Annotated in this window: 1 protein-coding gene; it reads left to right on the top strand. The window is 66.2% G+C overall.

The features are described from left to right. The coding region (locus tag KVT37_RS33240; protein ID WP_306797051.1) for a prephenate dehydratase domain-containing protein at positions 1-231 on the top strand (231 nt) is incomplete at both ends.

The raw sequence follows: 231 nt of genomic DNA, 5'->3' as shown, positions 1-231 counted from the left end.
GCCTTCCCCGACCTTCGAGGATGCCTACAACGCGGGCGAGACCGGCAAGGCCGAGCCCGCCATGATCCCGATCGAGAACACCACCCCCGGCCGCGTCGCCGACATCCATCACCTGTTGCCGGAATCGAAGCTGCACATCGCGGGGGAATATTTCCTCCCGACCCACTTCCAGCTCAGGGTGCTGCGGGGGGGGAGGCGCGAAGAGATCAGGACCGGGCACGGCCATATCCA

Source organism: Mesorhizobium sp. GbtcB19 (assembly GCF_019091085.1).
GTDB lineage: Bacteria > Pseudomonadota > Alphaproteobacteria > Rhizobiales > Rhizobiaceae > Mesorhizobium.
Note: the sequence above shows the minus strand (reverse complement) of the source record. Positions and strands in the feature narration are given on the sequence as shown.